Here is a 26,470-nt window from a genome sequence, read left to right as displayed (position 1 = left end):
CACTATGATGGAGAAAAAAAGTACGCACTTTTTATTCACCTAGGAAGAAAAAAGTAACCATTACGTGTCACAAGGAGAAACTATGACAACTGATAAACAAACCAGTATCAACTTAGCCCTTTCCACCATTAACGGCAAATGGAAATTATCATTAATGGATGAATTATTCCAAGGGACCAAGCGCAACGGTGAATTGATGCGTGCGCTCGACGGAATCACTCAGCGCGTCCTGACAGATCGCTTGAGAGAAATGGAAAAAGATGGCCTAGTCCATCGAGAATCCTTTAACGAACTGCCCCTCGTGTGGAATATACGCTCACTCCGGAAGGATATGCTCTTTACGATGCCCTCTCTTCACTTTGCCATTGGGGCGAAACATTTGCACAAAAAAAGGCGAGACTTAACAAATAAGTCTCGTCTTTTTTTATCTATTTTGGGTATTATGGGTAAACTTAAGATATTTTTGAAGTCCTTCTTGAATTGAATAAACGGGTGAAAAACCTAAGCCTTTCAAAGCAGAACTATCTGAAAGAGAATATTTTATATCGCCATCTCGTTCCTTTTGATAAGAAACTGGCAAAGAAAGTCCCACTAATTGGTTCATTTCTTCAATTAATTGATTAAGGGAAATGGCAACTTCGGTACCCACATTATAAACATGTCCCAACGCTTCACTTTTGGTTGCTACTAAATCTAATGCAGTTAGGACATCCTCAATGTAGATAAAGTCACGTGTTTGCTGACCATCTCCAAATATTTGAAATTGGCTCGCTTGCCCTTGCTCTAATTGGATATAACGATCCATCAAAATGGACAGGACACCAGAATAGGGGGAAGCAGGATTTTGATTGGGACCATAGACGTTAAAGAAGCGAACTGCGCTTGTAGGTACCCCATGTAAATGGTATTCATTGAGAACATAACGTTCAGCAGCAAACTTATCAATAGCATAGGGACTCAAAGGGCAAATCACCGAAGTTTCTCTTTTAGGCAACGTTGGCTCTGCACCGTAAACGGCTGCCGACGAAGCAAAAACAAAACGTTTGAGCTCTTTTTGATATTTTTTTATTGATTCCAATATTTTCAATACACTTAAAAAATTGACCTCATGTGTCTCTAGAGGCTGTGCCACAGAACTTGCCACGCTTGCCACGGCCGCAAGATGAAAGATATACTCAAACGAATGCTTTGAAAGTACTTCGTCCAATAATTGCTGATCCGTCACACTTCCTTTAATAAAAACCAACTGCTCAGTTTGTTGCAAATTTGACACTCGCCCCATGGACAAATCATCAATCACAAAAACTTGATACTGTTGACTATAAAAATTAGCCAAATTAGAACCAATAAAGCCAGCTCCTCCAGTAATTAATAGTTTCTTCACCTCTTTGCTTCCTCTCTTTTTTAATTTAATTCCACTTTTTTCGTGTTATTTTCTCTTTGGAATAAAAAAATGCAATATCGAATGAACACATAACTTACAATAGCCACAGCTAATAAGAGTTCAAAAGTAGACAAAATATTTAACAGACTCGTTAGGCCTACCTTTTCTGCAAATAAAGGTTTAACTTTGACTAATGCTGTCGCAGAAATCACTAATGGGAATGTAAAGGCAGCATAACTTGGATAGAATGTCACTTGCATAATTTTATATAGATTCACTACTACAATCCCATAAATACATTGAGATAAAATTAGCAAGAAAACAACTAATGGCATATACAAATGACCACCCATTGAAATATAGCCAGCTAAACATAACGAACCTGGCGCTGTCATAATCGTCAATAAAGGAATGGTCGATTCAGGCATTTCTTTCGACTTCGTAATTCTCTTGATTAAAATTGGTAACAAGAGTAAATAAAAGAACAACGCTACCCAAAAAACAATTTTTCCCAACTCATTGATAAACAATTGAGAAGTATTAGGAATAACGCCAATGCCGACAAACGTAATAAACCAGCTTGGATAAATATGTTCCAGTTCGATTTTTGTTGGAAAAATATGCACCGCTACAAAATAAATCATTAAAATAAAATGTAAAATCACTGCGCCAATCCACAACACGTTAATCCAAGCAGCATTGGTAAATATCCGATCTAAGAAAACACAGATAACCATTAAAGCCATTGTAAATGTTGGTGATACCGAAGCAATAATTGGATCATCTAAGGTGCTTAATGCATGTTTCATTGTAAAAATAATTTTTAAAATAACTAAAATCATTAAGAGACTGCCAAGTACACAATAAATGGTCCCAATTGTTGCATATCCCAAGGAATAAAGTAAATTCCCCAAAGAAACTATCCCTAAAATTAGTCCGCAAATGGGAATCGGGACTTTCCGCAAGAATTTTTTCGCACTTTCTACCATTATGTAGTCACACTCCGTCTTTATTTATTATTATTGATATTAATCAAAAGTATGTTATTATACTAAATGAAATATTTATATTTGTAAAATAAATATTTGCAATAACAACTATTAAGATAGTAAATAGAAAGAGGCGATTTTATGTTCGAATGGATCAAAACATTTATTGCTGTGTATGAAACCAAAAATTTTAGTGCGGCGGCCAAACAATTGTATATTTCTCAGCCAACTGTTTCTTTGCAAATCAAGAAATTAGAGCAACACTTTTCGATCAAGCTGTTCTATCGTAATGGAAAACAATCGGTTATTCCTACCAAAGAAGCTGATTTTTTATATCCAAAAATGCTCTCGATTATTGAAAGCTTAACTACTTCTTTTGCGCAAGCTGCAGAAAAAGAGAATTTTAAAGAAGACTGCATTATAGCCTCTTCAAATACAGTTGCTATTTATTTACTGCCAGATATTATGGAGAGTTTGGTTACCGCTTTTCCACTCATCAACTTTTCGATTCAACTGATGAATTCAAACGAAGTCGTGGATATGGTTCAAAATAATCATGCCCACATTGGACTAATTGAAAAACCCATTGAAACCAAAAATTTACACAAAGAAATTGTTTATGAAGATCAACTAGTTCTAGCAGGAGATGCCGCTTCAAAATTTTGGCTCTTAAGAGAAAAGAACTCTGGCTTACGTTTTTTCAATGAGCTTTATCTCAATGAACACAGTATCAACTTACCAATTATCGAATTAAACAACAACGAAGTCCTGTTACAATTGCTAAAAAATAACATTGGGCAATCAATTGTTTCTCGATTATCTATTTCCGATGAGATCCCTTGGCAACCAATTGATCAGTCCTTTGCTTCTCGAAAAATTTTCATTGTCCAGACCGATCACCATGCCAATACTTCCTTCTCTGAAGTTTATAACCGAATCGTTGAAAAAATTCGTGAACGACAAACCTAAAAAACAGGAGAACGACTTAGCTTTCGCTAAATCGTTTTCCTGTTTTTTATTTATCAGTTTCCTCTACCAATTCAAATTCAAAAGGTTCTAACTCAAATAGTTGGTGTAAAATTTGCTGGGTTTCTTGGAACACTTGTTGTGGTTCTTTAGACAAAAGAGTGCTTTGAATGGTCTGTTTTTTTGATTGAAAAAGAATTCTCGTTTCCTCTTCCTTAAATACAACTTGATGAGTTTCCCTTTCAAACATCGTATATTCTTCGAACATTTCCATAACTAATTTTTGACGAAACCCTTCTTTGAGTGCTAATAAGGTTACTAAATCTGCAACGGTTAGCGTTTCTAACGCAATTGTTTCATCTTCTACATGAACAAGATAATTCGTACACTTCACATTCGGACAGGCATTGCAGCCGCCATTAATCAAGTCTGAGGTAGTTGTTATTTTCACCTGTTTCATCTTAATCCTTCTTTCCTACTTTTCGAGAAAAACACAAGGGGTCTCCTCAAAAATATTCAATAAAATATGATTGACTTCTTGAAAGACTTCTTCGTGATTTCGGCATTGTTTTTCCATTACTAAACGCAGATCATTCACAACAAAAGTCAACGTCATCGCTTGTTGGGAAACATGTATACAACGGTTGCCTTTAACAAAACATTCTGTTTGTTCTTCAATGCATGGTTCTTTTTGATAGCCATATGCTGAAGCGACACATTCCAGGATTTCGTAGATTTCTATTTTTGGAAGTTCATAGCTACAGCTACCGATAACTAGTTGAAAACAGTTCGGCTGTTTTTCATTATTGCTTGCATAATACACTGTTGTCGTTGTCATTTTGCCTCCTTATCTCCTCTATTTTCCTACTCTTATCATAACAAAAAAAGCACGCTTCCCTTATTTAAATTGTTAATAAAGACTATTACAGATTAGTATAACCACACCTGAAAAATTCGTGATATAATTCACTAAGAAAGAAATATTACAGAAAGAAGAGATGAACGATGAAAGTATTTAACAAAAAAGTCGCAATTATTGGTACTGGTTTTGTTGGCACAAGTATTGCCTATTCCATGATCAACCAAGGGATTGCGAATGAATTAATCTTAGTTGATATTGACAAAGCCAAATCTGAAGGCGAAGCAATTGACTTATTAGATGGTGTGTCTTGGGGTCAAGAAAATGTAAACGTCTGGGCTGGCGACTATCAAGACTGCCAAGATGCCGATATCGTCGTGATTACAGCTGGCGCTAATCAAAAACCTGGGCAAAGTCGTCTAGATTTGGTTTCAATCAATGCAGAAATTATGAAAACAATTGTTAACAATATCATGAAATCTGGTTTTGATGGAATTTTAGTGATTGCCTCAAATCCTGTCGATGTACTGACTTATGTGGCCTGGCAAGCTTCTGGTTTACCTGTTTCAAGAGTAATTGGAACTGGTACAACTTTGGACACAACTCGTTTCCGCAAAGAACTGTCTCAACGTTTAGCGATTGATCCACGCAATGTTCACGGCTATATTATTGGCGAACACGGGGATTCTGAAGTGGCTGTCTGGTCTCATACCATGATTGGTACCAAACCTATTTTAGAAATTGTGGATACGACAGAGCGCTTAACTAGTGACGATTTACCAATCATTTCTGATAAAGTGAAAAATACAGCTTATGAAATTATCGATCGCAAACAAGCGACCTATTATGGGATTGGTATGAGTACTGCACGCATTGTTAAAGCCATTTTAAATAATGAACAAGCTATTTTACCTGTCTCAGCTTACTTAGATGGGCAATATGGGCAACAAGATGTATTTACAGGGATTCCTGCAGTCGTTGGCAATCAAGGTGTGACTGACATTATTGAATTGAATCTGAATGCCGCTGAAAAAGAACTCTTCCAAAAATCAGTGACACAATTAAAACAAGTGATGGCATCGTTACAACCGAACGCTTAGTAATTTTTAACTAAAAATAACACTTCAACTAAATTATTCTCTACCAAAATAGATTCTAATTCCCCTTTATCGTTCTTTTTGGTACCATGAAAGAAGAACTTCAACTAAAGCAGAAATTAGGAGGACAAAAAATGGTAATCCAAGGAGATACGTTAGAAAATAGCGCACGTCGTTTATTGCAAGAACGTGGCGTAACAATGAATGATTTAGCTGAACTTGTGTTATTTTTACAAAAAGATTATATTGACAATTTAACATTAGATACTTGTTTAGAAAGTGTTGATGCCGTGTTAACAAAGCGTGAAGTACACAACGCGATTATTACAGGTGTCCAACTGGATATTCTGGCGGAAGAAAACAAGCTACTTTCACCGTTACAAGAAATTTTAACGGAAGATGAAGGGCTTTATGGCATTGATGAAATTATGGCGCTCTCCATTGTAAATGTTTATGGATCTATCGGTTTTACGAACTATGGGTATATCGACAAGGTAAAACCAGGCATTTTAAAAGAGTTAAATGCGCATGATGGCGAACATGTCCACACATTCTTGGATGATATCGTGGGCGCAATTGCGGCTGCGGCTGCCAGTCGGTTGGCCCACTCACAACCAGATTTAAGTGATATTACTAAATAAAAAACTTGCCTCTTCATTTTTATGAGAAGAGGCAAGTTTTTTATTTGCTGGACTTCTCACAAGCTTTCTACTTAACAGTAATTATTTGCCGTGTTATGTTACAGTCAAGAATAAACAGCTAAAGGAGGTTATCTAGAAATGAAAAAGTTTTTACGCGTATTTTTAATTTTTATTGGGGTATTCTTTCTTGCAAGTTGCGGTTCAAAAATAGAGACAAAAACCTTTGTAGGTTCGCCACAAGATGGGATTGATTCCACCTTAACCTATACGTACCAAGGAGATAAAGTCTTAACGCAAACGGCTAAAAACATTGTTTCTTATGACAAATTGGGGATTACAAAAGAAGAGGCAAAAACAGCGTTGGAACCCGTTTCTAAACAATACGAGGACATCAAAGGGCTTGATTACAAACTGACCTATGAGGACAAACAAGCCATCGAAAAATTGACGATTAATTATGAAAAACTTGATTATGATAAAGCAAAAAAAGTGGATGGTATCCAGATTGATGGAGATTCTTCTAAGGGAATTAGCATGAAGAAAAGCCAAGAATTGGTGGAGTCAGAAGGTTATACAGAACAAAAATAATAAAAGAAAGCGTGCGACAATGGGCATTGTTGCACGCTTTCTTTTGATTATTTAAATCGATGTTGCCATCTTCACTGCCTGAATTGGGTCAAAATGATGGACAGAGTAAACGACTGTACCGGCTTGCCAAACTACTGAGTTGCGATTATAGTCAGTTGTTCCTGCCACGTTCAGTGTGATTTGACCAACGGTATTCGGTGCTGGCAACGTTTCTTGTTCCAAAATGTTGACAACATTTTTCGCTAAATCATCAGGCGATTCACCATTGATATTTGAGGCCCGTACGACTAAACTCCAATTGCCTTCTTGCCAAGATAAGTAACTAGAACCTGCCGCCCCTTGTTTATACCCAGTAATATTGTAACCTAAATCTACTGGTTGACCGCCATTGTCAATGATTTGGTTCACTGCATTTTTTGCTTCGGCATCAGAGCCATATGTTTTTTTCTCAAAAGAACTAATTGGCGTTAACTGATTAACACGTGCATCATTCACTGGAATCGCTTCTTTTTCTGCATAATATAAAACACGGAAATTGTTTTGATCCGCTTGTGATGTTGTCGCTGCAGTTAAAAAGTTATTCGTTTGACTCGTTAAAATTGCCTGCGGTAAGCCTTGACCAGGAAACATGTTTGCTAGCTGGTTAAGCACTTGGTTGGCTTGGTCATCTGGATTCGCATTTTTCGCTGGTGATTGCTTCTCTGCTGAGCCATTATTTGCCGCTTCCTTCGTAGAAGAAGCTGTTGCTTTCGAATCAGCTGTTGTTGTTCCTGACGGTTTCGCATCACTAGATTTTGTTGCTGCTTTGCTACTTGATTCTTTTGTAGCAGATGCTTTTGTACTCTCGACTGTGGTACTTTCCGCAGCACTGGAACGACTATCCGTATTTTCTGTACTTTTTCCGCCGCCGCATGCTGCTAAAGCAAGGGTTAAAAGAAAAGCACTAGAAATAAGCCCTATCTTTTTCATAAGAATTCCTCCTTGTTTTCCCTGCCCTTATTGTACCTTAATCATGTGTATCCGTCACTTGTTTGTGTTTCGTTCTAAGTTGGTTTAAATAACAGAAAGTGGACGGTAGGATTCGAACCTACACCTCAACATTGAGCAAGAATAAACTACTGTTAGTCTCTATGAGTTTAACACCACGTTCATCCACCTATTTGATTGATCCTTTGTATCATAACTTAGAATAATTAAATTGCCTTTAAGGAGCTTCAAAGATTATATGAAGAATTGTAAAAAATCTGTGACGAAAAAACGATTGAACCAATCAGTAGATACACTGAGGTTCAATCGTAACCAATTGTTTAATTATCTGAAAAAACTCACAATTCAACGTTAGTCCCTGGTGCTTTTTTGTTTTCCCCTTGTTGTTTTTTTAAGAATATCCCCAAAATGACGGTGATAACGGGACAAAGCAATGGGAAAAAGGCATATGGTAAGTATTCTAGTGCACCAACTTTTAACGTTCCCATAATGAAGGTACCACTAACTCCCCAAGGAATTAACGAGTTGACTGCCGCCCCAGCATCTGCCAAAGTACGAGTTAAATATTTTTTATCAATACCTAAACGAGTAAATGAGGATTTAAATGTTTCCCCTGGTAAAATAATTGACAAATATTGTTCGCCAACTAGTAAGTTAATTCCCACAGAACTTAAGGCAGTTAAAGCGATTAATTTGGCTGGATTATTCACATAGCCTTTAATTTTATCAATTAAAGTAGCCACGATGTTAAACTTAATCAACAAGCCGCCCAAACCTAATGCCAAAATAATCAACGCAGCAGAACCTAACATGCTTTCAATCCCACCACGAGATAAAAGTGTATCAATACTTTGATCCCCTGTATCTGCCACATAACCACTCATTAAGATGGTAGAAACTTTCGCTAAACTTAGGTGATGATCATTTATAAAAGCTAAGATGACCGCCACTGTAGAGCCGACTAGTAACGTTGGAATAGCCGGTACCTTTTTCCAGGCGAATAAGAATAAAACCGCTACTGGCAACAATGTAATCGGTGAAATCCAGAATCCTTGATGTAACGTTTGGACCATTGCATCAACCGATTGTAAATCCGCTGAACCAGATTGATGCCCCAAGAAGATATAGCCGACAATCGAAATAATAAACGCCGGAATAACAGTGTACATCATGTTTAGTATATGTTCAAAAAGGTTCACGCCACCAATTCCAGCAGCTAAGTTTGTTGTATCAGATAACGGTGAAATGTTGTTCCCTAAAAAGGCACCTGAAACAACTGCACCAGCTGTCATCGCATTGTCGAATCCAAGAATATGTCCAATACCTAGAAAGGCAATCCCCATAGTTGAAACAGTCGTAAAGGAGCTCCCTACCGTCACACCAACTAGTGCACAGACCACAAAAACGGTTGGTAAGAAGAACTTCACTGAGATAATTTTAAAACCATAGACCATAATTGTTGGAATCGTCCCAGACAAGATCCAAGTAGCAACTAAGACACCTATCAACAAGAAAATAATAATCGGAATGATCCCTGGTTTAATCCCTTCCACAATGCCTTCGTGGATCTCATCCCAAGAAAATCCTTTCCATTTGCCATAAAGCAACAACAACATGAATACAAAAAGAATCGGTATGTGAGGGGTTAATTTTTGACCAATAATTAAGTACCCGAGAATCGCTAACAAGGCAACCAAAATGCCTAAACTTTCAGCGAACGAAACAGTGGGTTTCGTTGATTTCATATGAAAACCTCCTTTTATGGAAAGCGAAAACTGAAGCAATAATCGAACTTGCTTCAGTTTCCAAACGACAATTTACTATAGTCATCAGATGAAGAGGCACTCAGCAAAATAATTGCTGGCCTTTTTATTCACCTAAATCTTCTTTTACTTCCGTTGCCCAACTTGCTTTTTTAAAGCGATTAATGATTAACGGAATCACAAACATAACAATAGTGATTAATGCAACTAAGACTGCATCAGTCACGGTTGTTGTACCTAATGTGGCGAAAATAACAATGATAACACTAAAAATTAACATTGCTGCCACTAAATAAGCTAAGCCATTACCTTTTTTACCAATTCGGTAAGGACGTAGTGTATCTGGTTGAGATTTACGTAATTTAATTAGGGAAATCGCAATCAATACATACACAATACTATAAATAATTGTTGTTGCATTTGTTAAAGTTAAGAATACAGCGTTGACATCATCCATTACCCCATAAAGTAAAGCGAATAATGAGATAACCACAGATTGTGTTAACACAACGTTACGAGAAACGCCATATTTATTTTCGCGATGGAAACCAAATTTTGGTGGCAATAAGCCATCACGAGCAACTTGAATAATTGTTTTTGATGGTCCAGTAACCCAAGCAGATAATTGTAATAACACACCTAAGAAGACCATGAAACTAAAGATATTACCAATAATTGTTGGTAAACCTAAAACGTCACAATAAAGCAAAATTGGTTGTGTAATGTTAGACAATTCCATTTTGCCATTTGGAACAATATTAGCAACAAACATTGCATTAATAACGTTTAATAAAACTAAACCAATTAATGAAATGAAAACGCCTTTTGTATAATTTTTTGTTGCATCTTTCAAACGAGGAATATAAACAGAAGACATTTCAATCCCAACAAAGATAAATGCAATCCCTGCTAGATATTTAAATGTGTCCATATTTTCTAAGTTTGGTAAAACTTTTGACCAAGAGAAGGCACCTAAATAGCCGCCAGGTGTTAAGCCTACTTTAATCATTGAAAGAAGACCTAAAACAAACATAACTAATACTGGGATGTAAACACCTAGCCAAACACCAATATTTCCGCCAACTTTCGCCATGTCAAATTTCAAGTTCAAGATTGTAATAATCCAGTAAATCACTAAGATACAACCTAATACGAACCAATGATTTTCACCTAAATGAACATTACCAAATGTATTACCTAGCAAAGGGCCTAATGTAGAAGCAACCATTACCATTCCTGGGAACATTTGCACCCATAGTAACCAAGCGACAACAAAACCCCATTTGCTACCTAAGGCAGTTTTAACCCAAAGTTGAGGGCCACCTTCTTGAGGAAGCATCGTAGATAATTCACCAGATATCAATGCGATTGGACCAGCAAAGAATAAGACCGCGAAAATTGTGTAAGAAATTAATGTCCAACCAACAGCAGCAAGTGTTGGGATACTACGTACAGTTGCACACAATGCCATTGTTAAACCGATAAAAGTACCTAATTCAATTTTTTTAACTTGTTGTTTATCCAATTTTGTACACTCCTTATAAGATTTTGGATAAGGAGCATGAATGACTGTTATACGCTGAGTAAAACAGTCATTCGACTGCCTCTTACCCAGACAAAGAATTGGTTAAGAGGTTAGCCGTCTGGTTGATTTATCTCTTAAATAAATCAATCAGACGAACGTTCCCTCATTCGGTTACCATTTCTTTTTTCCGTTTAAGATTCAATTATTTTACGTCGTAAATTTGTTCTAATTTTTCTTGTAAAGCAGCTTGAATCTTAGGAGCGTAAACATCAAATTCTTCTTTATCGTTCATGTATGGAGTCATTACAGCAGCACGTAACACAGTTACTTTACCTGCACGGTTCCATTCTTCGTCACTAAATCCTAAGCTGTTTACAAATTTTAATGGGCTGTTGCCATAATCTGGAATAGCAAAGTCAGTATGTGAAGTAATGAATTCGTTGTTGTAAATATTTCCTTTAACGTATGATGCATAGTCATATACATCATGGTTTAATTTGTTCATTGCTACTAAATCATCGTTGCCTTTTTCTTTAAACACATAGTCAACCATGTTGAAGTCTGGATGAGTTAATGTGTGGACTTCGATTTCTTTGTCGCCAACTTTGAATGTTAAATCATTCAAGAAGTTATAGAAATGATGTGAGCCTTCAATTGAAGCACCAATTAATTTACCATAACCTGCAACGTTTAAAGGTAAAACGTGATGTGCAGCCCATACAGAAGCAGCTGTTGCACCAGCTTTTGAACCTTCAAGGATATAAGCACCTAGTAACGCAGGAATATCGGCACCTTTTTCAAATACGTAAGTTGCGAAGTAAGAAATAACGTCGCGCATACGGATATCTTGGATAACGATACCACCAGCTGAATAAGGGATATAACCCATTTTATGAGGGTCAATTGTTACTGATTCTGCTAATTCGATTGCTTTATATGCATCATACACTTCTCTTGAAATGTGTTCTTTTTTCTCTTTGAAGACACCGTATTCTTCGTGAACATCTTGTAAATCTTCGTAAGGGATGAAGTTGTTGTCTTCGTCTAAGAAGATGGCACGTCCATAACCACCATAAGCAGCATCCACGTGTACATAATAGTAAATACCGTCTTTCATTAATTCATCGCGTAAAGCAATAATTTTATCGATTGAGTCAACGGCACCTTCTTCAGTAGAACCAACTACACCGACAACACCTAGCACTGGAATTTGTTCTTCTGCTAAGCCACGAACGATTTTTTCTAATTCGTTGATATCCATACGGTAGTTATGGTCAACTGGTACTGGGATAACTTGATCTAAACCGATACCGATAATATCAGCAGCTTTTAACCAAGAATAGTGTTTAGTTTGTGGAACTAACCATTTACCGATTGCTTGTAAATGTTTACCTGAACGAGCTGAATGAGCTTTGATTTCATCAATTTCATCTTCAGCTGATTCTAATAAGTCCATAATTTCTTTTGTTGGCATGTTCAATAGTTCCCAATCTGATTTGCCAGCAACTAATTCTGGTTTTACTTCTTTCATAGCAAATGGTAATGATTTAATGTTACGGGCATACCATAAGCCTTCTAAGTTAGCTAAAGAACCATCAGCAACGATGTGTCCCCAACCATTTTTGTAGCTCATCAAGTGAGCAAATTCATGTCCTACTTCTTCTTCCATTTGAGAAGTTGCTGGAGAAGATTCATAGGCAACGTTGTTCCCGTTCCATAGCATTGCAAAGTTGTAAGCTAATAGAGAAGGCATTAATGTTTCTGAGTTCATATGTCCCCAATATCTACCTGCTGTATGCCATGGAACTGAATGTGTACGCATGCGAGAAGAGATTTCATTCAATACATCTTTCATATGGTTGACAGTTTTTTCGTAGCTTTCAGATGTGCGTTCTTGAGAAGAGATAACTGGCATGTCTTGTGGCATGTAGTTTTGACGCCATCCTAAATGTTCATCTACTAAGTCGATCAACAAGTCTTTATATAATTGTCCGTTTTCGGCTTTGTCCCCAATGAATAGTGCATTAAGGTTCATTTCGCCTTTTGCTAATTTTTCGTTTTTCATACGAAAATTCCTCCTTACAAATTTTAATGAATTAGATTTTGCATTCACAACTTACACCCAAACGGCTAAAGTGTAAAGAAGAAAAATAACAATGGTTATCATAGCTCTTTAATTTTATAATTTTTTCACAAGGTGTCTTGTCAGAACCATTATATAAAAAAATAAGAGTGGGATTGTGTGTACAATCCCACTCTTATTAGGTGTATTAACGGTTTCACCACTACCTGTAAGGAGAAATAGAATTTTAACTTTGATCAAATAATCACACGTCTTCTCTTCGTGAAATTATTATCAATTTCTAATCCATTACTTTTGCTAAAAAGTAATTTTTCTTCCCTTTCCGTACAACAACGAATTTCCCATCGAAATGTTGTGTTGGATCGACTGCAAAATCTAAATCGGTAACTCGGTCACCGTTAATACTTATAGCTCCTCCGCTCACATCTTCGCGAGCTTGACGTTTTGATGGTTCGATTTCTGTGTCAACTAACCAATCTACGATGTTTTTAGCATCTTTGGTAATTTCAACAGTTGGCACATGTTCTAACCCTTGCTCGATTTCCTCAATCGTTAAGTCTTTAATATTGCCTGAGAAAAGAGCTTCTGAAATTTTTTGCGCTTCTTCTAATGCTGCATCATCGTGAACAAATCGTGTCACTTCTTCAGCTAAGCGTCTTTGTGCTTCACGTTTACCTGGTTCTTTTTCAACTTTTTCAGCTAACGCATCGATTTCTTCTTTATCTAAGAAAGTAAAGAATTTCAAGTATTTGATGACATCACGATCATCTTGGTTTAACCAGAATTGGTAGAATTCAAATGGTGAGGTTTTCTTAGGATCTAACCAGATAGCGCCACCCGCTGTTTTCCCAAATTTTGTACCATCTGCTTTTAGCATTAAAGGAATGGTTAACCCGAATACTTTGGCTTCTGGTCCTTCTTTTTTACGAATCAAATCTAATCCTGCAGTGATATTGCCCCATTGATCAGCGCCACCAATTTGCAATTGAATATTATGTTTTTTATGCAATGTGTAAAAGTCAATTGATTGAAGAATTTGGTATGTGAATTCTGTAAAGGAAATGCCACTTTCTAAACGACTAGCGACAATGTCTTTTGCCAACATCGTGTTGACATTAAAGTTTTTCCCGTAATCTCTTAAAAAATCTAATAAAGATAGTTCTGATAACCAATCGTAGTTGTTCACCATTGTTACCTCAGCATCTTTACCAAATAATTTTTTCATTTGGTTTGAAAGACTGTCCACATTATGTTGCACAGCTTCCATCGTTTGTAAAACACGTTCAGTTGTTCGTCCACTTGGGTCACCAATTGTTCCAGTTCCGCCACCAATTAAAATGTATGGGTGATGACCTGCTAATTGGAATCGTTTCATCATCATAAAAGGAATTAAATGTCCAATATGCATGCTATCTCCAGTTGGATCGACACCGCAATATAGCGAAATGCTCGTATTTTCTGTAAGTTCTCTTAGTCCTTCTTCGTTTGTTTGTTGATTGATTGCATCACGCCATGCTAGCTCGTCAATGATATTCATGTTATCACCCTCCATATTTATAATTATCTCTTTATAGGAAATCGTTCATTTAACGAAATAAACGATTAACACACTTGTTTTTACACGATATCCCGTGTTTATTTCTATGTATACACGGGTTCACGAAATTTTCTTTGGTCTGCCACGTATTCAAAAAAAGAATACAAAAAATCCCTAAGCCGTCAAAACGACTTAGGGACGAATTTCTCGTGGTACCACCCAAATTTATACATAGTTTAGTTTATTTAAAATACTATATACCTCTTAACAAATAACGCTGTTACCCGTGCCCTGTAGGCAGAAGCTCAAGAATGTAATTCGATAAATAACGTGTACTAGTTTCCAGCGCCACTAGCTTTCTGTAACAGTGGTTATTTCTCTACTGCTTTTCTGTCATTGCTTTGTATTTAACTTGTACATGTAGCATATTCCTTTTCGTTTTTTTTGTCAACACTCTTTGCTTAATTTTTTTTACTTTTATAAAAGATGTCCCTTTTTCACAAAAATAAAATAACGAATTCACAATAAGATTTATTTATTTTAACAGCAACTACAGATAAAAAAATAACGAAAAAATTTAAAAAATATTCTTTAAAAATTTTTTGACTTTTTTTGTGATTTTCTATACTTTTATAAAATTCCCGAAGAAAAATGACGAACTTCGGATCAGAAGTTCGTCATTTTGTGAAAAACAGTTTTAAAGAATTGGTGAAAATAATCGTGAAATTTGTTGTTTAAAAATCAACCATTTTGACATGTCGCGAACAACTTCTGGAGTCATTGTTGTACATTTTTTTCGATCTTCTAAGAAAATTGCTTCTAATTGATCAATGATTTTTTTATCATATAACACAGCATTTGCTTCAAAGTTTAATTTGTAACTTCGGATATCTTGATTGGCTGAACCAACTGTGCAGACTTCATCATCCATAATCATTGTTTTCGCATGTAAGAAACCACCGTTATAAATTAAAATTTCAATATTTTCTTTCATCAATAAGCGGCCGTAATACTGTGTTGCTCGATAAATAAACGGATGGTCGGGCTTATCTGGAATCATAATTTTAACATCTACTCCTGAAGCCGCAGCAACCTTTAAAGCAGCCAAGACACTATCATCAGGAACTAAATACGGCGTTTGAATCCAGACTCTTTTCTTGGCAGAAGTAATCAATTTAATAAAGGCCAATTTAATTTGTTCACGGTCACTGTTAGGACCACTGGCAATCATCTGAATGGATGTATTTGCCTCTGGCACCAATGCTTCAAGTTTAAAGAAATAATCCAATTGATACGCCACACGATTTTTCTCGGGGGAAGAGACGTTCCAATCCATTAAAAAACGCATTTGCAGTAATGAGGCTGCTGGCCCTTGAATCCGTAAATGCGTATCCCGCCAATAGCCAAACTTTTTAGTCGTTCCGGCATATTGATCGGCAACATTAAAGCCGCCAATGTAGCCTACTTTTCCGTCAATAACAACAATTTTCCGGTGATCATGATAATTCAAACGAAACTTCAAAAGTGCTTTTTGAGAAGTAATAAATGTTTGGACAAAACCGCCGTTTTTTTTCAATTCATTCAAATGATGAACCTTGGTGCCCTTTGAGCCAAAGGCATCGTAAAGCAACCGCACTTCAACCCCTTCAGCCGCCTTTTCTTCTAATAAGTTCAAAATTTTGGTGCCGATATGATCCGTTACAAAGGCATAATATTCAATATGAATGGAGTGCTGAGCTTTTTTTATGTCCGCCATCAACGCATTGAATTTTTCCGTACCATCCGTAAAAATTTCAACATCATTTTTCTTAGTCAGAGGCATCCTATTTAATGAGGAAAAAAAGTCTGTAAACTGTTGTTGCTCCTCCGTCGGCATCTTTTGACTATAAAGTTCAAAACTTTCTTCTTGGAAATTCTGAAAATTCTCTAATTCCCGCAAATCACTTTGTTGCAAATAAAATTTCTTTTTGTCGGTTAAACCGCGCCCAAAGAATAAATATAAGAAAAAACCAAAAACGGGTAGAGCAATCAGTACGAGTAGCCATGCCCAAATTGCTGCTACATCTCGAGGTTTTAACAAAATGGTAATTCCCGCAATAATTGCATTAATAAAATAAATAACTGTTAAGACACTAAGAATCAATTGTCTTCCTCCTTTATTTGTTACGTTTTAGTATACCATCAATTACGGATTTGGAATATCTTTTCTTTAGCTGCTTCTGTCTCAAAAAATAAAAAGAGCCCCCATCCTAGTTAGTGATACTAGAATGAGGGGTTCTTTTTGATGTTTGTTTGAAAGTCTTTTAACTTAATTTCGTGTAAATGGACCTTTAGGAGCAATCAATTCTAAATTTGTACCATCTGGATCGGTAAAGTAAGCAACCCCTGTACCAAAACCGCTCTTCAAGCCATCTTCTTCTTGGAATGTAATCGGCTCTCCATCAGGTTCTACGCCAATCGCTCTTAAACGTGCAACAGCTGCATCAATATCTTCCACTTCGAAACACATATGAATTGCACTAATTTGTTCGTTGGAATAAGAAGCTTTTTCTGATTTTGGTTTAACATATTCTAATAAATCAATATTGATGTTTTCTAGATGCACATTGGCATACTTGATTAATGTATCATCTAACCCTTGTGTTTGGGCCATCCGTTTTCCACCAATTTCATCACGATTTGCGATTTTTGTTCCTGTTAATGCTTCATAAAACTTCACTGATTCATCCAAATTACTGACTGTAATCCCCACGTGGTTGACTACTGAAAAACCTTTAACTGCTTCACTCATTGTATCTCCTCCTAGTTAATTTTTAGAAATCAAACGTGTCTGGATCTGGTCCCACACGTAACGATTCATTCAATTGGTTGATTTGTGCCATTTCTTCTGCACTTAGTTCAAAATCAAAGACCGCTGCATTGCTAATCATCCGTTCTTTGTGGACAGATTTCACGGCTAATAAGATATCTTGTTGAATATCCCAACGTAAAATCACTTGGGCTGCTGATTTATTATGGTTCTCAGCAATCGCCAAAATGGTTTCATTAGATAATAATTGGCCTTGCATCAATGGTGACCAAGCTTGGACTTTGATATCATGTTTTTCACAGAAATCACGCACTTCTTTTTGATCCAATTTTGGATGTAGTTCCACTTGGTTAATTACCGGAACAACTTTTGCATAAGAAAGTAAATCTTCTAAATGATGAACTTGGAAGTTGCTGACACCAATTGCTTTCACTTTTCCTTCGGCGTATAAAGTTTCTAAAGCTTGCCATGATTCTTTGTAAGAATTATTTCCTGGCCAATGAATTAAATACAAATCTAAATAATCTAAACCTAAACGTTCCAAACTATCATTGAAAGCTTGAATTGTTTCATCATAGGAAATATGTGCGTTCCAAACTTTCGAAGTAACAAATAAGTCCTCACGGTTCAAACCAGTTGCCGCTAAGCCTGCTTTAATTCCCGCTCCTGTGCCAGATTCATTGCCATAGATTTGCGCTGTATCGATTAAACGATAATCATTGATAATCCCTTCTTCGACCACTTTTGCTGTCTCTTCATCTGGTATTTGGAATACCCCGAGACCCATTCCTGGAATTTTAGTGCCGTTGTTTAATGTTACTGTATCTGCTAGTGATGTAATCATTTGATTCGCTCCTTTAACGTTTTCTGATATCATCATATACCGTGCCGTACATGCTGTATAGTACGTACTTTTTCGTTTCATAGGAACCAAAAAGTGCGCTTTTTGTTAAATTCGCTTTTTTAGCCTAAAAAATTTTTAACTTTTTTTATATAACATACTTTTTCTCTCTTCTAAGCGTAGCATTCTTTAAATGATTTAACTAGTGTATCCCTCACGACACACGACATTTTATGCAAAAAAAGAGAACGCGTACTCCGTCTTCGAAACGTCCTAAGACGCCGACAGAATACCGTTCTCGTGGGTTTGGCACCCAATGGGGGCATAGGGATTCGAACCCTAGACCCTCTGATTAAGAGTCATTAATGTCAATTTTTAAATAAAATTAATATACCTCTTTTAGTATTAAACTATCACTCTTTATCTTATGATAGGTCAATGTTTTTTTGTATTATCAGAGATATATTAACACCAAATGATATTAATTGAAAAAGGTAAGGAAAGAAAAAAATAAAGAAAAATTTGGAAAAAATATTGGCAAAAATTTTGACTAATTTATCTTAAATATAACAAAATCATGTCGATAACTTAATAATGTCGACATTTTTTATAGAAAAATAAAAAACAGGTTCTTGATATGATAAGAAACAAAAATGTTGGTTGAAAGTTGCTTTTTGGCAAACTTAATAACGACAAAAACAGCACAAGAAACAACTATTTCTCAACTTTCTACTGCCTCAAATGAAGTATTAGTACATTTTATAAGCCATCAAAGAAGAAATTGCTCCAATAGAGGAATGATGTTTAGTTCCCTTTTTCATATATTAGTTGTTTGGCATAGCCATCTCTAAACTATAAACTGTCAATTGACAAGAGTAAAATACGCTATATTTCCTTGGCAATTGGTAGGTTATGGTTTAAATTATACTCACTGAATGACTGATATACGATTAGAAACGTTTGACCAGTCACTTTAGATAATCGCTATACAACTATTATTTTATATTCCCTCTTCTGATAGTTCTTCAGCTTCATTATTTTTTTCAAAAAGCACAATATTACTTTTTCCAACTTTTACCACTGATTTGGCAAGTTCAAACGGCTCAATACCAGAATTCCGCATCATCAATCCTTAATAAACATTGTATTATGCGAATCACACTCCTTCGGTTGAAGCCACTCTGCTTTGTTGACATAACTGTAACAACCACTATCAGATATCAAATCATCACCCTGTAATTGTAGCGTAAAACTCCCTGTAGAAACATGACCATGTGAGCTTCCATACAATCCATTAAAAAGCGTAAAATAAATATCCTCTGTTTTATAAAACATTAAACCACTTGATTCACCACGAAAAAAGTTTCTCTGGCTGCAGTGTTTTCCAAGTTCTTTCTTCATATTACGATAGCTATCATATACATATCGAAAATTGACATGATCGCTATCGTTGATAGGATTCAGAACATCTTGATTATCCGCTATATAGTAGGTAGATAAGATAGGTATCTTCAATTTCGTTCGAAGATCCAATGGCAATGATATTTCAAGATATTCAGAAATCTGTAATAGATATACATACGTCATCAAAACTTCATATTGATACAATGCGCTCTGTTCCTAATGAATGCCATCTGAATAAAATTGTAAGTCAGTTGCTCAGTTAACCGGTCCCATATTAGTTTACTCTGTTCACTAGTTCTGGAAGAAATAGATCCATAGCAGCCATTCCACCAGTTACCAATACTCCCCAATTACTAAGTCTGTACTTATCGATATAGCTCCTCTCCAAATACTCGAGATGAACCAGCAAAGCGTTTCGCAACACTTTATCAATTCCCAATTGTTTATAATCAGCAATAGAAATATAAGTCAAACTCTTCAGCCAGTTCATCACTCGAATTCCAACATCAAGGGGTCGCCAAACATTCCTATTAGTAGAATTTGGTTCGCCTTCCTCTTGAATAAAATCAAGAAGCAGACTGCGCCATTTTTGTAAATAGCATTTTTCTTTTGTTAACGCGTATGCCTGTGATAAATCTAGAAGAAAACTTTGTCGACTCAACATAAAGAGCCATTCTGGGTCATCTCCAGGATATCGATTCCATGTATATTCTTTTAGAGAATACGGAATAGAACAGGCTTCCATATCCATCGCATCATTGTAAATAATCTGATCTTTTAATAGAAAATAAGTACGTTCAAAAAGTGGTTCCAAAAGTTTTGAATGTTTTTCCAAATATCCTGAAAGCCAATCTTGCTGATAAAACTTTAGTTGATAGTTTTCGATTTTTTGAAGATTCATCGTGTTCTCGCTTTCAAATTTTATTTCCGTTAACTGAAAAAATATTATGCCCATCACTCAGAAAACTTATAAATAAGGAAACAAGGTTTACTCGAAATCGAAAACCCTGCCCCTTACTACGCTCACTTACTATGCTAAAATCCCTAAGACAGAGGCTAGAATCCCAATCACAAATAAAAAAAATTAATAATTGATACGTGTTCCATTTTCTTTTCTTGATCAAATAAAAAACTAAAATAGTTAAAATGACTGGAAGCATTTTGGGCGTAATCTTATCTAAAATATCTTGAATAGCAATTACTTGTTTTTCACCAGATTCTACATTATGTGAATACTTAATGGCGATATTTGCCTTAACAAAAGAAGTAGCTAATGCCGCAATAACAGTCACTCCGACAATATTTGCTGCTGAAGAAATTTTACCAATTTTATCACTTAAGGTTTCGATCACACTCGTTCCAAGTTTAAATCCTAAATATCCCATTAATAATTTGATGACTAGCATTGAGATTAACATCGATAACCAAAAACCCATCGGAGCAAATCCCAGACCGTCCATCGCTAATCCTGCAAATATTGTTGAAAATAAGGGGGCAATCCCAAATTAAGCAATCGAGTCTACGATTCCTGATAGGGGTCCCATAAGTGCCATCTTAATGCTGCGTGTATCTGAGACACTTTGATCATTATCATACATCGCCAACTGCATGCTGGTAATAAATGGCAACATTTGTGGATTCGTGTTATAAAATTCTAAGTTTGCGCTTGCCGTCTCTTTCAGTTTTTCTGGTTCATCTTTATAAATTTTCTTCAGCGCTGGCATTATTGTGTATAAATAGCTGACACCTTGATAAAATGTCTTCATTCTCTGTAAAATTGGAAACAATTAAAGATTTGAATACAGAAATGTATTTGTCAGACCCTTCTTCACCTAAGATTTCATATAGAGTTATTGTTTTCATTGTTCTTGTTCCTTTTATTTTTGTTATTTTTAACGCTAACTAAGAGGGAAATTCCCTCTTAGTAATAACTGCTTTCATAAACCAGTTGATTATCATAGCGGTAAAATGTATCCCAACTGCGATTACCGTATAATTTATTGGGATATAAGGCTGGATTAATTTGTTTTCTAACAATGCTGTCTTTGATTCGTGCAAGTGGATAATCGATAAATTGATTTGGTATTGGCATAGTTTCTCCACTCATAGAAGTATATGTTTTTACAGTTTGCTTTTTGATGGGGCGAAACCATGCTGTTTTTTCGGTTAATTTAATAATTTGCCAAAAAGTAACGTTGGTTTGTTCATAGCCCCAACTACTATTTTCGGCAGCAAGTTGTCTCCGAGGTGGACGACCTTTTGGGAGATTTCAATTTCTTTTTGTTTCTATTCACCTCACTTTTTTTGTTTTTGGTAGGTCATTTTCGTATAACTAAGCGTTCGTCGGCGTGCTTTGGGTTCACAACGTGTGGTAGGTGAAAACAAGGGATTGCTGTAGAAAAAGTTTTTTATGAAATGGGCAAAAAAGTTTTTTCGCCCATTGTTTTGTCCTACCATTCGTTGTAAAAACATTGTCGCCGATGATCGCTTAGATTGGGTATACGAAAGTGACCAACAAAAAAGTATTGGAATAAAAAGAAATCACACTGAAATCTCCCAAAAGGACAAGATGGTTTTAATAAAAAACTTTCTTTTAATACATTTGTTAATTTGATAATGTGATGATATAAAATAGTTTAATGAGGTGTTTATATGAAGAAAAAAGGGATTCCTTATTGTCCAAAACCTAGAAATACTTTTGAAAGGGGTTTATTTAAATATTTTGAAGGCAAAAAAGGACAAGACCTAAAAGAGGAGAATCAAAAAAAGAAGTCTAAGAAAAAAGTGAGTACGTTTTTTAGAAAGAATAAAACTGGAACGTAAAGATTTTCAAGTAATCTGTATCCCGTATCTTTTATATTTAAAGAGGTTGTTTTTCTATAAATCGTTGTAAAGAATAACTAAGTTTTAGTATTTTTTTCACAAATATTTATATTATAATATTTCTTTTTAATAAAAAGATTGTTTTTAAGCTAATTCTTATATGTGTTTTATTGAACTAACTCTTGACAGATAATCAAAAAGAATTTATAGTTGTTACCGTAGTAGCTACTAAAAATAAAAGTGAGGATTAATCAATGGAAACGATTATTCAAATCATGAAAAAATATGATTTTTCAGAGATGGAAACAAGAGTGTATACCACCCTATTAGAAAAAGGTAATCTTACAGGATATGAAGTAAGTAAAATCTCAGGTGTGCCACGCTCGAAAGTATATAACATTTTGGAAAAACTATTAAAAAAGAATTTGATTGTCGTCAATAAATCAGAACCTAAACTTTATCATGCCATCTCGGCAAATGAGTTTTTAGAGAAATTAGAAAAAAGTGTTAAAAATGATCTTTCTTTTCTTACCAAGAATTTAGGGATGATAAAAGAAAAAGATGAAGAAGACATGCTGTGGAAAGTTGATGGCATCGAGTATGTTCTGGATAAAGCAGAGCATTTGGTGAAAAACGCAAAAGAAAGTTTGCTCATCCAAGTTTGGCATGAGAATCTCACGGATTCACTGCTAAAGGCGTTGCAGCAGGCCGAAAAAAGAGTCGATAAATTTGTACTGATTTTATTCAGTTCTACCCATGAATATGATCTTCCCTTAGAAAAGTATTACATTCATGGTTTTGAAACAGACAAACTCGCTGACTTTGGGGCAAGATGGATCAACATCGTCGCTGATGAGCAAGAAGTCGTGTTTGGCACCATTAATGAAGAACTGCAATCAACCGATGTCACTTGGACAAAAAACCACGCCATGGTCAATCTAGCAAAAGAATATGTCAAACATGATGCATATACACTAAAAGTGATTGCAGAATCTTCTGAAGAACTTAAAGCAAAATATGGTGAGGACTTTGAGGGAATCAGAAAGATTTACTAGTAGGAGGAAATTTTTATGATTCGGAATATTTTGCTGGCACTAATTGTCGCAATCAATCTATATTTTATTATTTACTTTCTAAGAGACCTTTTCAAAAACAAACAAAATTTCAAAGAAGAACCAGGGGATATGCGTCTGTTGCCCTTCACGTCATTTATCACCTTCTTTCTTTCAACATTTGGCGTTTCCGACTTTGCTATCGGAACCGTCCTTTATCCAAAGTTGAAATGGGTCAGCATGAAAAAACTACCCGGAACGTTGAATACCCAATGTGTAGTACCGGTAGCCGTCATGGCATTGTCTTATATCACTGCTATCAACGTAGGGATCAAGACATTAGCTGTTTGTATTATCTGCCAAATTATCGGTGCATATTTAGGACCAAGATTTGTCGTGAAGTTACCAGAGAAAACGATCAAACTGTTTGTCGGCATAGGATTGGTCATTGCTGCATTCTTAATTTTTATGGGACAAATGAATTGGATTCCCTCAAACGGAACAGCCAGTGAATTGTATGGCGGAAAATTAATCTTGGCAGGATTTTTACTCTTTGTCTATGGCGCATTGAACAATATCGGCATTGGTTCTTATGCGTTAACAATGGTAACTGTCTACTTGCTAGGCTTGAATCCAGTTGCAGCCTTTCCTATTATGATGGGGGCTTGTACATTCTCAGTACCGATCGGCAGTGTTCAATTCATTAAATTTGATGAATACAGCAGAAAAATCACACTTTTCACTTCAACCTTCGGTGTATTAGGGGTATTGGTCGCTGTATTCCTAGTCAAATCTTTAGATACCTATATTCTGAAATGGATCGTGATTTTGGTCTTACTATACAGTGCATATACGATGTTGAGCAGTCAATTAAAAAAAGCTACAGCAACTAATTAAGGAGCGATTCAAATGTTATTTCTTAAAAAAGAAGATATTATCAAAAGTTTTTCAATGAGAGAAGCCATCGATGCGGACAAAAAAGCATTGTCATTGTATTCAGCAGGAAAGGCAAGTGTGCCTCTTCGCACCAATATCGATGTGCCAAAAAGCAACGGACAAAGCTTATATATGCCAGCTTATGTAGAAGGTGGCGAAGGCGCGCTAGGTGTCAAAATCGTTTCCGTGTATCCTGAAAACATCAAGAAAAACTTACCAAGTGTACCAGCAACGATGATCGTATTGGATCCAGAAACGGGTATGGTATCCGCTTGTTTAGATGGTACTTATTTGACACAATTAAGAACAGGCGCTGTTCAAGGAGCAGCAACAGAACTTCTTGCAAAAGAAGATGCTAAAATCGGCGCGCTGATTGGAACCGGCGGACAAGCACAGTCACAATTAGAAGCAATGTTGACCGTTCGTAAATTAGAAGAAGTTCGGATTTTTGATATTGATTTTGAGCGTGCCAGCCAATTTGCTGAAGAAATGATGCAACAATTTTCTGTAACGATGCGCCCAACAAAAACCAATCAAGAATGCGTTGAAGGAGCAGACATCATCACAAGTGTGACCACTTCAAAACGTGCGACATTCTCTGCTGAGTGGGTCAAAAAAGGTGCGCACATCAATGGAGTCGGTGCTTACACACCGGAAATGTGTGAAATTCCACGAGAAATAATCAAAGCCGCAGATATTGTTATTTTTGATACCATGGACGGTGTTCTAAAAGAAGCTGGGGACTTCATTTCACCGCTGCAAGATGGGTATATTCAAAGAGACAGCTATCATGGGGAACTAGGCCAACTGATCAATGAAGAATTGGTCGGTCGGACAAGTGGAGAACAAATCACGATCTTCAAAACAGTTGGTTCGGCTGTATTAGATGTGGTAGTTGCGACAGAAATCGTTAAGAAAGCTAAAGAAAATAATTTGGGAAAATTGATTTATTAAATAAAAAGACCGGAAGTAAACCTTTAATTAATACATTTACAAAAAGAGAACAAAAAAGACTGTAATCAAAATGCGATTACAGCCTTTTTTTGTTTTATTTGGGAGGAGATAGATCGTGTTTATGACTGTATCGGACCATTTAAAGGTACTTGGTTTTGTCCCTTTATCCAGTAGAGGGAAGTATCAATTGTATTTGTTGGATTTACCACCCTAGCTTTTCACTGGTGATTGAAGGAACATACGATAAAAAAAGTGGTAAATATTTTTATGATTTCTATTCTATGAAACTTGATCCTAAAACAAAGAAAAGTAAGCAGCACCGGATTTATTGTACGCATGTTCCTGTAAAAGTAATGTATCGCCGTGTGAGAAATTATTTATAATTCTTACGTAAAAAACAGCAATCAAGGAACAGAACAAATGCATAATGAGGAATATCAAGTGAAATTTTTATCAGTTGTGCTCTGTGGTGTTGTGTATTGTCATTAGTTCAATGTGTATTAACAGGGAGGAAAAAGCAAATGAATTTTTTTCAAAATGTGTTTACCGATTTTGTTGGGGATTTTAAGTATTTGATTATGTTGGCGATGCTTGATGGTGCGGCCTATATTGCCTTTGAACGGAAAGCAAGCAAAGCCATTCCATTGATTCTTGTGCTGGCAGTAGCTGTTTGGTTAGTTGGAGATACGTCTGACGTATTCAATTGGATTTTGGATCGCATGCGGTCATGGGGGCGATAAAATGAGCGATATACGCAATTGGACAAAGATTTGGTATATAGAGCGAGTGTTTTATAAATTGTGGGATAGGGTCGCGTTACCTCGTCCCGTAACACAAACATTTGCGATATGGTTTGGGATTAGCTTTTTTGGGGGGATTTTTCGAATTTTTCCATTTGTTATGGAACATACGATTACTCGACAAATTTTTTGTCCGTGGTTATTTGCTTTTTTAATGACACGAAAACAATTTCAAAGTTTGTCTTCTCATATTTCTTCTCATATTTTTCATCACACTCATATTTCTTGGCTTGCTGAAAAGGGTTATCCTTTGAAAGCGATCATGGATTGAGTTGGCCATGAGGATTCTATGATAATAAATCAAATATATATACACGTAATATGATTTGTCAAATTAAGTTAGAATAAAATGCTTCTTGTACATAGCTCAAAAATATCTCAATTGGTGTTCTGTAATTCAATGATTTTCTTGGAATATGATTACGTTGATTG

The 26,470-nt window shown here is 35.9% G+C and carries 25 protein-coding genes, 3 pseudogenes and 1 other annotated feature; of the genes and pseudogenes, 11 read left to right on the top strand and 17 right to left on the bottom strand.

Annotated elements, in window-relative coordinates; genetic code table 11:
- Positions 1-64: 64 nt before the first annotated feature.
- Positions 65-411: pseudogene (locus tag KQI94_RS08535) on the top strand (helix-turn-helix domain-containing protein).
- A gap of 13 nt (positions 412-424) precedes the next feature.
- On the opposite strand, the gene KQI94_RS08530 reads toward KQI94_RS08535, so the two are convergent.
- Both KQI94_RS08530 and KQI94_RS08525 read right to left on the bottom strand, forming a co-directional pair.
- The gene (locus KQI94_RS08530) at positions 425-1,384 is read right to left on the bottom strand and encodes a GDP-mannose 4,6-dehydratase (RefSeq protein ID WP_002380066.1); all 960 of its coding nucleotides are present in this window, start codon (positions 1,382-1,384) and stop codon (positions 425-427) included.
- A gap of 20 nt (positions 1,385-1,404) precedes the next feature.
- Positions 1,405-2,373, bottom strand: coding sequence for a TDT family transporter (locus KQI94_RS08525; protein WP_002380065.1), 969 nt, complete (start codon positions 2,371-2,373; stop codon positions 1,405-1,407).
- Between the two features lie 141 nt (positions 2,374-2,514).
- On the opposite strand from KQI94_RS08525, the gene KQI94_RS08520 reads away from it, so the two are divergent.
- Positions 2,515-3,342, top strand: a complete 828-nt coding sequence (locus KQI94_RS08520) for a LysR family transcriptional regulator (protein WP_002358639.1) — start codon at positions 2,515-2,517, stop codon at positions 3,340-3,342.
- A gap of 46 nt (positions 3,343-3,388) precedes the next feature.
- Here the strand turns inward: KQI94_RS08520 and KQI94_RS08515 are convergent, their stop codons facing one another.
- Complete coding sequence (locus tag KQI94_RS08515; RefSeq protein ID WP_002361221.1) at positions 3,389-3,799, bottom strand: DUF4809 family protein; 411 nt, start codon at positions 3,797-3,799, stop codon at positions 3,389-3,391.
- A 15-nt stretch (positions 3,800-3,814) separates the two neighbouring features.
- Positions 3,815-4,177, bottom strand: coding sequence for a DUF4809 family protein (locus tag KQI94_RS08510; RefSeq protein ID WP_002380064.1), 363 nt, complete (start codon positions 4,175-4,177; stop codon positions 3,815-3,817).
- A gap of 167 nt (positions 4,178-4,344) precedes the next feature.
- Between KQI94_RS08510 and KQI94_RS08505 the strand changes: the two genes are divergently transcribed.
- The 3 genes from KQI94_RS08505 (at position 4,345) to KQI94_RS08495 (ending at position 6,524) form a co-directional block, all read left to right on the top strand.
- A complete protein-coding gene (locus KQI94_RS08505) occupies positions 4,345-5,298 on the top strand; it encodes an L-lactate dehydrogenase (RefSeq protein ID WP_002358635.1) in 954 nt (317 codons plus the stop codon).
- Between the two features lie 131 nt (positions 5,299-5,429).
- The gene (locus KQI94_RS08500; protein WP_002355457.1) at positions 5,430-5,936 is read left to right on the top strand and encodes a phosphatidylglycerophosphatase A; all 507 of its coding nucleotides are present in this window, start codon (positions 5,430-5,432) and stop codon (positions 5,934-5,936) included.
- Positions 5,937-6,074: 138 nt separating this feature from the next.
- Entirely contained in the window at positions 6,075-6,524 is a 450-nt protein-coding gene (locus tag KQI94_RS08495) for a YehR family protein (protein WP_002364853.1), read from the top strand.
- Between the two features lie 51 nt (positions 6,525-6,575).
- Here KQI94_RS08495 and KQI94_RS08490 read toward each other — a convergent pair whose 3' ends face one another.
- From KQI94_RS08490 to KQI94_RS08430, 12 genes and pseudogenes are all read right to left on the bottom strand, one after another.
- Positions 6,576-7,493 (bottom strand): hypothetical protein, encoded by a 918-nt coding sequence (locus KQI94_RS08490; protein ID WP_002380063.1) that lies wholly within the window; start codon positions 7,491-7,493, stop codon positions 6,576-6,578.
- Between the two features lie 356 nt (positions 7,494-7,849).
- Positions 7,850-9,256 (bottom strand): Na+/H+ antiporter NhaC, encoded by a 1,407-nt coding sequence (gene nhaC, locus KQI94_RS08485; RefSeq protein ID WP_002364855.1) that lies wholly within the window; start codon positions 9,254-9,256, stop codon positions 7,850-7,852.
- Positions 9,257-9,380: 124 nt separating this feature from the next.
- The gene (tyrP, locus tag KQI94_RS08480; protein WP_002355453.1) at positions 9,381-10,799 is read right to left on the bottom strand and encodes a tyrosine-tyramine antiporter; all 1,419 of its coding nucleotides are present in this window, start codon (positions 10,797-10,799) and stop codon (positions 9,381-9,383) included.
- Positions 10,800-11,001: 202 nt separating this feature from the next.
- Complete coding sequence (gene tdc / locus KQI94_RS08475; protein ID WP_002355450.1) at positions 11,002-12,864, bottom strand: tyrosine decarboxylase; 1,863 nt, start codon at positions 12,862-12,864, stop codon at positions 11,002-11,004.
- Positions 12,865-13,162: 298 nt separating this feature from the next.
- Positions 13,163-14,419 (bottom strand): tyrosine--tRNA ligase, encoded by a 1,257-nt coding sequence (tyrS, locus tag KQI94_RS08470; RefSeq protein WP_002355444.1) that lies wholly within the window; start codon positions 14,417-14,419, stop codon positions 13,163-13,165.
- Positions 14,420-14,610: 191 nt separating this feature from the next.
- Positions 14,611-14,825: a binding site (T-box leader), on the bottom strand.
- Between the two features lie 291 nt (positions 14,826-15,116).
- A complete protein-coding gene (gene cls, locus KQI94_RS08465) occupies positions 15,117-16,562 on the bottom strand; it encodes a cardiolipin synthase (protein ID WP_002361214.1) in 1,446 nt (481 codons plus the stop codon).
- A gap of 165 nt (positions 16,563-16,727) precedes the next feature.
- Entirely contained in the window at positions 16,728-17,210 is a 483-nt protein-coding gene (locus KQI94_RS08460) for a VOC family protein (RefSeq protein WP_216454366.1), read from the bottom strand.
- Positions 17,211-17,232: 22 nt separating this feature from the next.
- Entirely contained in the window at positions 17,233-18,108 is an 876-nt protein-coding gene (locus KQI94_RS08455; RefSeq protein WP_002404091.1) for an aldo/keto reductase, read from the bottom strand.
- Positions 18,109-19,194: 1,086 nt separating this feature from the next.
- The gene (locus KQI94_RS08450; RefSeq protein ID WP_010717298.1) at positions 19,195-19,677 is read right to left on the bottom strand and encodes a heparinase II/III family protein; all 483 of its coding nucleotides are present in this window, start codon (positions 19,675-19,677) and stop codon (positions 19,195-19,197) included.
- 70 nt (positions 19,678-19,747) lie between these two features.
- The gene (locus KQI94_RS08445) at positions 19,748-20,374 is read right to left on the bottom strand and encodes a heparinase II/III family protein (RefSeq protein ID WP_002363114.1); all 627 of its coding nucleotides are present in this window, start codon (positions 20,372-20,374) and stop codon (positions 19,748-19,750) included.
- 129 nt (positions 20,375-20,503) lie between these two features.
- Positions 20,504-21,278: pseudogene (locus tag KQI94_RS16535) on the bottom strand (PTS system mannose/fructose/sorbose family transporter subunit IID).
- A 116-nt stretch (positions 21,279-21,394) separates the two neighbouring features.
- On the bottom strand, positions 21,395-21,565 hold the full coding sequence (locus KQI94_RS08430) for a hypothetical protein (protein WP_002384869.1): 171 nt from the start codon (positions 21,563-21,565) through the stop codon (positions 21,395-21,397).
- 560 nt (positions 21,566-22,125) lie between these two features.
- Here KQI94_RS08430 and KQI94_RS08425 point away from each other — a divergent pair.
- The 6 genes from KQI94_RS08425 to KQI94_RS08400 all read left to right on the top strand — a co-directional run bounded on the left by KQI94_RS08425 (position 22,126) and on the right by KQI94_RS08400 (position 26,309).
- Positions 22,126-22,296 (top strand): hypothetical protein, encoded by a 171-nt coding sequence (locus KQI94_RS08425; protein WP_002392643.1) that lies wholly within the window; start codon positions 22,126-22,128, stop codon positions 22,294-22,296.
- Between the two features lie 254 nt (positions 22,297-22,550).
- Positions 22,551-23,351, top strand: coding sequence for a helix-turn-helix domain-containing protein (locus KQI94_RS08420; RefSeq protein WP_002363110.1), 801 nt, complete (start codon positions 22,551-22,553; stop codon positions 23,349-23,351).
- A gap of 15 nt (positions 23,352-23,366) precedes the next feature.
- A complete protein-coding gene (locus tag KQI94_RS08415) occupies positions 23,367-24,245 on the top strand; it encodes a sulfite exporter TauE/SafE family protein (RefSeq protein WP_002381227.1) in 879 nt (292 codons plus the stop codon).
- 12 nt (positions 24,246-24,257) lie between these two features.
- Positions 24,258-25,238 (top strand): ornithine cyclodeaminase family protein, encoded by a 981-nt coding sequence (locus tag KQI94_RS08410; RefSeq protein WP_002363108.1) that lies wholly within the window; start codon positions 24,258-24,260, stop codon positions 25,236-25,238.
- Between the two features lie 521 nt (positions 25,239-25,759).
- Complete coding sequence (locus tag KQI94_RS08405; RefSeq protein WP_002363105.1) at positions 25,760-25,978, top strand: hypothetical protein; 219 nt, start codon at positions 25,760-25,762, stop codon at positions 25,976-25,978.
- Position 25,979: 1 nt separating this feature from the next.
- A complete protein-coding gene (locus KQI94_RS08400; RefSeq protein ID WP_002363104.1) occupies positions 25,980-26,309 on the top strand; it encodes a TcpE family conjugal transfer membrane protein in 330 nt (109 codons plus the stop codon).
- A gap of 58 nt (positions 26,310-26,367) precedes the next feature.
- Here the strand turns inward: KQI94_RS08400 and KQI94_RS08395 are convergent.
- Positions 26,368-26,470: pseudogene (locus tag KQI94_RS08395) on the bottom strand (IS30 family transposase); the annotation flags it as partial.

Source organism: Enterococcus sp. S183_ASV_20 (assembly GCF_018919685.1).
Classification (GTDB): Bacteria; Bacillota; Bacilli; order Lactobacillales; family Enterococcaceae; genus Enterococcus; species Enterococcus faecalis.
Note: the sequence above shows the minus strand (reverse complement) of the source record. Positions and strands in the feature narration are given on the sequence as shown.